Source organism: Rheinheimera sp., from assembly GCF_036568245.1.
Taxonomy (GTDB): Bacteria; Pseudomonadota; Gammaproteobacteria; order Enterobacterales; family Alteromonadaceae; genus Alishewanella.
This window is the reverse complement of the sequence record NZ_DATCSY010000045.1, coordinates 1-6,980: the sequence shown is the minus strand read 5'-3', so window position 1 is coordinate 6,980 and position 6,980 is coordinate 1. Positions and strand designations below refer to the sequence as shown.

5 protein-coding genes and 1 pseudogene are annotated in these 6,980 nt (G+C 49.8%); 2 read left to right on the top strand and 4 right to left on the bottom strand.

The genetic code is table 11. The annotated features are described in order from the left end of the window. The 4 genes from alaS to VIN66_RS02140 form a co-directional block, all read right to left on the bottom strand. Nucleotides 1-2,052, bottom strand: a 2,052-nt coding sequence (alaS, locus tag VIN66_RS02155) for an alanine--tRNA ligase (protein WP_414709850.1), incomplete at its 3' end; no start/stop codon positions are given. A 30-nt stretch (nt 2,053-2,082) separates the two neighbouring features. Next, nucleotides 2,083-2,529: a regulatory protein RecX gene (locus tag VIN66_RS02150; RefSeq protein WP_331922460.1), complete on the bottom strand. Its 447-nt coding sequence runs from the start codon at nt 2,527-2,529 to the stop codon at nt 2,083-2,085. 2 nt (nt 2,530-2,531) lie between these two features. Continuing rightward, nucleotides 2,532-3,254 carry a hypothetical protein gene (locus VIN66_RS02145; RefSeq protein ID WP_331922459.1) on the bottom strand — a complete coding sequence of 241 codons (723 nt, stop codon included), beginning with the start codon at nt 3,252-3,254 and terminating at the stop codon, nt 2,532-2,534. 113 nt (nt 3,255-3,367) lie between these two features. Beyond that, nucleotides 3,368-5,410 carry a S46 family peptidase gene (locus VIN66_RS02140; RefSeq protein ID WP_331922458.1) on the bottom strand — a complete coding sequence of 681 codons (2,043 nt, stop codon included), beginning with the start codon at nt 5,408-5,410 and terminating at the stop codon, nt 3,368-3,370. Nucleotides 5,411-5,598: 188 nt separating this feature from the next. Here VIN66_RS02140 and VIN66_RS02135 point away from each other — a divergent pair, with 188 nt between their 5' ends. Continuing rightward, nucleotides 5,599-6,087, top strand: coding sequence for a TIGR00645 family protein (locus VIN66_RS02135; RefSeq protein WP_331922457.1), 489 nt, complete (start codon nt 5,599-5,601; stop codon nt 6,085-6,087). A 27-nt stretch (nt 6,088-6,114) separates the two neighbouring features. Beyond that, a pseudogene (locus VIN66_RS02130) lies at nt 6,115-6,980 on the top strand (hybrid sensor histidine kinase/response regulator); the annotation flags it as partial.

The window sequence follows — 6,980 nt, the reverse complement described above, 5'->3', positions numbered from 1 at the left end:
AATACCACCTTCAGAAACAATCTTAAACAAGCCAATATCACCGGTGCGGCTTACATGTGTTCCGCCACATAGCTCAATGGAAAACTCGCCCATGCTCAGTACGCGCACTTCGTCGTCGTACTTTTCACCAAACAGTGCCATCGCACCGGCGGCTTTCGCCTGCTCAATCGGCATTAACCGGGTTTGCAGTGCATTGTTGTGCTGAATTTGTTCATTAACCATTCGTTCAATAAGGCGCAGTTCTTCCGGCTTTACCGCCTCGAAATGGCTAAAGTCAAAACGTAAGCGTTCTGGCCCCACCAGAGAGCCCTTTTGGGTAACATGCTCGCCCAAGACTTTACGCAGGGCAGCATGCAGCAAATGGGTGGCAGAATGGTTCTGTTTGATGGCTGCACGGCGGGCGCTGTCAATTTGCGCATTCACTTTGTCGCCAACTTTTACGCTACCTGTAATACTACCTTTGTGTGCAAAAGCTTTGCCCAGTTTAACAGTGTCCTGCACTGTAAACACAGCGCCACTGGCGAGGGTCAGCGTGCCGCTGTCGCCCATCTGACCGCCTGATTCTGCATAGAAAGGTGTTGCATCCAGCACCAGCATAGCCTGCTGACCATCCTGTATCGCTGGTACAGCCTTGCCTTCAAACAGGATTTCAACTACCTGAGCATTACCAAATTCATGCTCATAACCGGTAAACGTTGTCTGCTGACTGGAAGTCACTGCTGCGTTGTAATCTGCACCAAAGTTTGACGCCTGTTGTGCCCGCTTACGCTGCTCTGCCATGGCAGCATCAAAGCCGGCCTGGTCAATTGTCAGATTACGCTCACGCGCCACATCATTTGTCAGGTCAACCGGGAAACCGTATGTATCATATAACTTGAATACCAGCTCACCTGGCAACTCAGTGCTATCTAAACCGGCCAGTGCTTCTTCTAAAATCGCTAATCCGCGCTCCAGCGTTTTGCCGAACTGCTCTTCTTCCAGCTTCAGAATTTTTTCTACCACAGCCTGCTTTTCTGCCAACTCAGGGTAAGCGTCTGCCATCTGCGCAACCAATGCAGCAACCAGCTTATAGAAAAACGCGCCTTTAGCGCCTAACTTGTTACCATGACGCACAGCGCGGCGCACGATACGGCGCAGCACATAGCCACGACCTTCGTTTGATGGCTGTACGCCATCAACGATAAGGAAAGCACAGCTGCGGATATGATCGGCAACCACACGCAGCGATTTATCGGTCAGATCACTGGCACCAGTTGCTTCCGCAGCAGCTTTGATCAGTGCAACAAAGGTATCAATTTCATAGTTACTGTGCACATGCTGCAAAATAGCAGCGATCCGCTCCAGCCCCATCCCCGTGTCTACACTTGGCTTGGGTAGTGGTTCCATCCGGCCATCGCTGTGGCGGTTAAACTGCATAAAGACAATATTCCAGATCTCGATATAGCGGTCACCGTCTTCTTCCGCTGAGCCCGGCGGGCCGCCCCAGATATGCTCGCCGTGATCATAGAAAATCTCCGTACACGGACCGCACGGTCCGGTATCACCCATAGCCCAGAAATTATCCGACGCATAAGGCGCGCCTTTGTTATCACCAATGCGGATAATGCGCTCAGCCGGTACACCAACTTCTTTTAACCAGATATCGTAAGCTTCATCATCGGTTTCATATACGGTCACCCACAGCTTTTCTTTTGGCAGCTTCACGACAACAGTCAGAAACTCCCAGGCATAGGCGATAGCGTCACGTTTGAAATAGTCACCAAAACTGAAATTACCCAGCATTTCAAAGAACGTATGATGGCGCGCGGTATAACCAACATTTTCCAGATCGTTATGTTTACCGCCAGCCCGCACACAGCGCTGAGCCGATACAGCACGGTTATAGCTGCGTAAATCCTGACCAAGAAAAACGTCTTTGAACTGCACCATACCGGCATTGGTAAATAATAACGTGGCATCGTTACCCGGGATCAGCGAACTGCTGGGTACAATTTGGTGCTGTTTGCCGGCAAAAAAGTCTAAAAAGGCGCGCCTGATACTGGCCGATGTCATTGTCATGAAAAAATCCTGTCCGCTTCGGTTTTACTCTGTTTGATTCATCGCTATTTGAATCTGTTCATTGCTAAAACCACGGCGCTGCATATACGCCATGCGTTTTAGCTTTTCTTTATAATCAGTTACTTCACTCTGTCCGTACTTTTTCAGGTACTGTTGGCTGGCCATGGCAAACCAGTCTATACCAAGCTCGGCGGCACATTGTAACACCTGCTCTTTGGTTATCTGCTGTTGCCGGCATTCCTGCACAATGTAATTCAGACCATAACCTTTACCAGCCCGACTGCGCACCAACATCTGCAGAAAACGGCTCTGGTCCAGATAGTTTTCGCGCTTACACCAGGCAATGACCAGCGCAATATCAGCTGGTTCTCCGCCCTGACGGCTCAGCCGCTGGCTTAGCTGATTTTCACTGTAATCGCGCCGGCTTAACCAGTTCAGCGCCATACGTTTAAGGTCAGCGACTTCTGCCAAAATTATACTTCCAACACGGCGTCGTCAGTAGCTTTGACCTGTAACGCAAAAAATTCATTGAAGGATAAAAAGAATGCGATATTCAGCACCGGCACAACGACAAGCAGCCCGATAAAGTACGTAGGCATGGTAAGCATTATCAGTACCAGACTCAAGAGAAGGAAAACCATTAACGGGATAATATTACGCCAGCACGCCACGAAGCTTGCCTGCATAATAGCCAGCAAGCGCCGCTCTTTGAGGAAGTAGGCAATAGCAACAGCATAAGCAAATATCATCCACACCAGCACAAAGCCCGTAACGAACAGTAATACCAGCGGCATTTGCAGGTTGTTGTCCTGTTGTTGCTGCATCAACACCACCGCCAGGCTACTGAGCGGAATGGATGCCAGCATATTCAGACCGGCAAGACGGATAAACACGGCACGGCAACCGGTTTCCTTTAACGGCGAAAATAACCCTGTAAATTGCATCGTCTGCTGACTTTGTACAGCAACGACGCTTTTATACACCCCGGCAGTGAGAAACGGATTAAGCAAAATGCCAATAACGGCGGTGAACGGATGGATCTGTCCCAGTAAGGCTATGGCACCCAATATAATGAACATCAGCACCCAGTTCAGCGGCGCCTTTACAAAAATAGCCCAGGCCTGTTTAAGCCAGTTTATTGATGCCAATACCGGCGCCCGACGCACAATTAATTTTACCCGAAACTGCTTGTCCACATCCTCTCCACAAGTCAGAAGCATTGTCTGCTAAACGATACAGAGGCTAATAATACTGGAAATCAGGTTAAATGAAGAGCGTTGAATACGGATCAGAGCAACAGTTGCCCGGATTAATGCCCGGGCAACAATTCGGCCAGCAAGGCTTTAGCTGATTCCGTTTGCTGCAGTTGCCAAATAATAAACCGGCTGTCGACATGCACTGAGCGGCTCAGAGCATTGTCGTAGTGCCAGTCTGCCAGCAGATTTTCCTGCACACCGGCAAACATAATGCCGACAAGTTCGCCTTTAGCATTAAAGGTAGGCGCAGCACCGTAATCACTGCTGCTGTCTATGCTGCTTAAAAAATTAACTGCAATATCAGGTATCCGGGCAACGGTATCAGCGTTATCAATTCCCGGCTGTTGCTTCAGAGAATTCTTCAGGCTGCTAAAAGGTTGATACCATACCGCGTCCATTGGACTATAACCACTGACTCGCCCAACACTGAATCGCAGCGCACCGTTTGCCTCGGCGTAAGTAGCTTTGCCTCTGGCGTCATTGAATGCCAGCAGCACTTCCATTACGGCAGAGCGCACACTGTTCAGCTCAACTTGTAACTCATTGCGCTGTTTCGCCAGCTGCAGCACAGTGTCGTGCATTGCCACAGCAAAACTTATCAGCGGGTCACTGCTCTGCTGAAACTGCTCGGCACTGCGTTCGAGCCAGCTCAGGCGTTTTGCAGGCTCAGTCAGGGTGGTACCACGATACATAGCAGACAACTTGTGCTTCACAATCTCGCGGTTAAAACCGTCACTTAGGGCAAAATACTGATCCAATGCCGTCAGCCGCTGCGCCTCAGGCAACTGAGAATACTGACTGAGAAAATGTAAGGCCAGCTCCATGTCTACCCGGGCATCAAAATGAACATCCAGCTCTGATAGCTGCTTACGCAACTGTTCGGTTTTAAGCTTATCCGGCTGCAGCGCAAGCTTATACAGTTGATTCGCTAAGGCCGGTAACTGAGCATACTTCAGGAAACCCAGCACCAGGTCGCGCTGTGCTGCCGCCTGCTGGCGTTCCAGTACCTGCTGCAATCGGTCTAACAGCGGCCCGTACAGCTGTTGTATTACCGGACTGTTGTTTATCCACTCCAGTACCGCATTGCGCCGCTGCTGTTTCAATGGCAAAAGAGAACTGCGTTGATAATGCGCCAGTAAAGCCTTTACCTTATCAGCCGCCTGTTTTAATTCAGTCAGCGTCGGCGCATATTGTTCAGAACGCAGACTGCCTGGTACTGCAAGTTGCTCAATAACGCTGACGGCCTGCTCCAGATAGACCACCGAACGCGGGTATAGTAATTCAAAATTAAAGCGTATTTCAGCTTCAGTGGCATAACGCTGGCTGGCAGGTGAGAAGCCCGGAGATATCACCAGTTCATTTTCGGTTACGCCCTGGCGCGACAGTCGGGCAAATTCAGACTGATAAGGGATGTTAGTGCTGGCATAAACGCCGCTGGTTTGTGCACCTGCAACATATGCCCTTAATAATACATAGTCATGGCTGTATCTCGGCCAACTGCGTTCTGGTACTTCGTCTGCAGAGGCCGGCCGGTATACCAGGCGCAGATCGCGCAATACTTTGTAACGGATCAGATAAAACTCCAGCCCGTGATGCAGTGACACTAACTCGCAGCGATAACCACTTTGCTGTTCACAGTCGCTTTCCATGCCTGTTTTCAGCTGTTGCAGTTTAGCGCTGCGCAGCAGTGGTGTAGCCTCAGCACTCAGCTCGCGGTTGATGGTGACGGTGACATCTTGTGTCTGCTGTGGTAGCAACAATTCAAGATCGGTAATCGGCAACTCTGTGTCATGACTTTGTGCGACAAACTCTTTGCCATCTGAAGCTGCAAGGTAAGGTGCCACACAATGATAACTGGTTATTAATAAGCCTGTTGCGGAAACGAAAGCCGTGCTGCAATTATTCAGCTTGCCACTGACCCGTTGTATATGCGGCAAGGGCAAGCCGTGAGGTGCATCACTTTTAACAAAAGAAAAACCACGCAGTGCATCACTGCCTTGTTCAAGCTGACGCTGCAGCCAAAAGCCTTCTTCTGCCCGGGCGTTTACCCAGCAAAGAGACATAGCCAGCAGGGTGCAACTTAGTATTTTCTTCATAACAAGGTATCGCTCATTCATCTGGCGCAGACGCTAACATATTCTGCCTTACTGTCAGTAGTGGTTGCGGTAAAACGCCGGAATTTGCGGTAACCGCACGCATGCTGATACAAGAAAAACCTTGGCCGGTGCTTGATCTCTGAGGCGATGGCCGCATAATACAGCGACCGGACAAAACAGGTGCTGTTATGGAAAATTTTCTGGAAAAACTGATGTATTCCTCGCGCTGGATTATGGCGCCCATTTACCTTGGTCTTAGCCTGGCGCTGATTGCACTGGGTATAAAATTCTTTCAGGAAATATTTCATATCCTGCCTATTATTTTCAGCATGAAAGAAGTTGAACTGATTTTAGTTGTCCTTTCGCTGATAGATATTGCATTAGTGGGCGGCCTTATCGTGATGGTGATGTTTTCCGGTTATGAGAACTTCGTATCCCGCCTTGATTTAGAAGGTAATGACGACAAACTGAGCTGGTTAGGCAAGCTGGATTCGGGCTCACTGAAAAACAAAGTCGCAGCCTCTATTGTCGCTATCTCGTCAATTCACCTGCTCAAGGTATTTATGAATACTGAAAGTATCGCCAACGACAAGATAAAGTGGTATTTATTGATCCATATAACCTTCGTTTTATCAGCCTTTGCGATGGGCTATCTGGATAAAGTTCTGCGCAAATAACACACTCACCCGAACGGAATCAAACGGGTGAAACGCTCATTACAGCTGTGCAAACAAGGGGTGAGCATAGTGATAACAATTATTCAGTCATATTGGCGCTATTGTGTTCTGCTGACACTGCTCAGCTGTCAGACGATCGCAGCCCAACAGTACGGCACCCCGCTGCTGAGCAACTTTAAACCGAAAGATTACAATGGCGGCACACAGAACTGGGCAGTAGTTCAGGATCAGCGCGGTGTGCTGTACGTCGGCAACAACGTTGGCGTGCTCGAGTATGACGGGGCTAGCTGGCGCATGATACCCACACGCAATAAAGCGGTTGTCCGCTCACTGGCACTGGCCGCCGATGGCAAAATTTACGTCGGCTCCAAAGGAGAACTGGGCTATCTCGACACCAGCAGCGAGCAAGGTACCCGCTATGTCTCATTACTGGAACGTATTCCGGCCGATTACCGTAACTTTCAGGACGTACGCCAGACCTTTGCCACACCTCAAGGTATATATTTTGTCAGCCGCAGTGCCATTTTCTTAGTCACTGAACAACAAGTTAAAGTCTGGACAACCAGTAGCGCCTTTCATAAAGCGTTTTACCTGCAGGAGCGGCTGCTGGTAAGAGAAGAAGGCCGGGGGCTGTTGCAATTGGTCAGCGGAGAGTTCAGCCCTGTGCCGGGTGCAGAGCGTTTTGCGGATACCAGTGTATTTATGCTTGAGCCCTATGATGCGCAAACCTTGCTGGCAGGCAACCGCGAGGGTGAGCTGTTTTTGCTGACTGAAAACGGTAGCCAACGCTGGCACACCGAGATCGATGACGCGTTAAAGCAGGCCTCACTTTACAGCGGCATCAGGCTGAGAAACGGCGATTATGCGCTTGGTACCACTGAGGCGGGCCTGTT

What these genes read in the sequence shown, in the direction of transcription:
- VIN66_RS02140 (WP_331922458.1), bottom strand. Translation starts at nt 5,410, where the DNA reads ATGAAGAAAATACTAAGTTGCACCCTGCTGGCTATGTCTCTTTGCTGG.
- VIN66_RS02135 (WP_331922457.1), top strand. Translation starts at nt 5,599, where the DNA reads ATGGAAAATTTTCTGGAAAAACTGATGTATTCCTCGCGCTGGATTATG.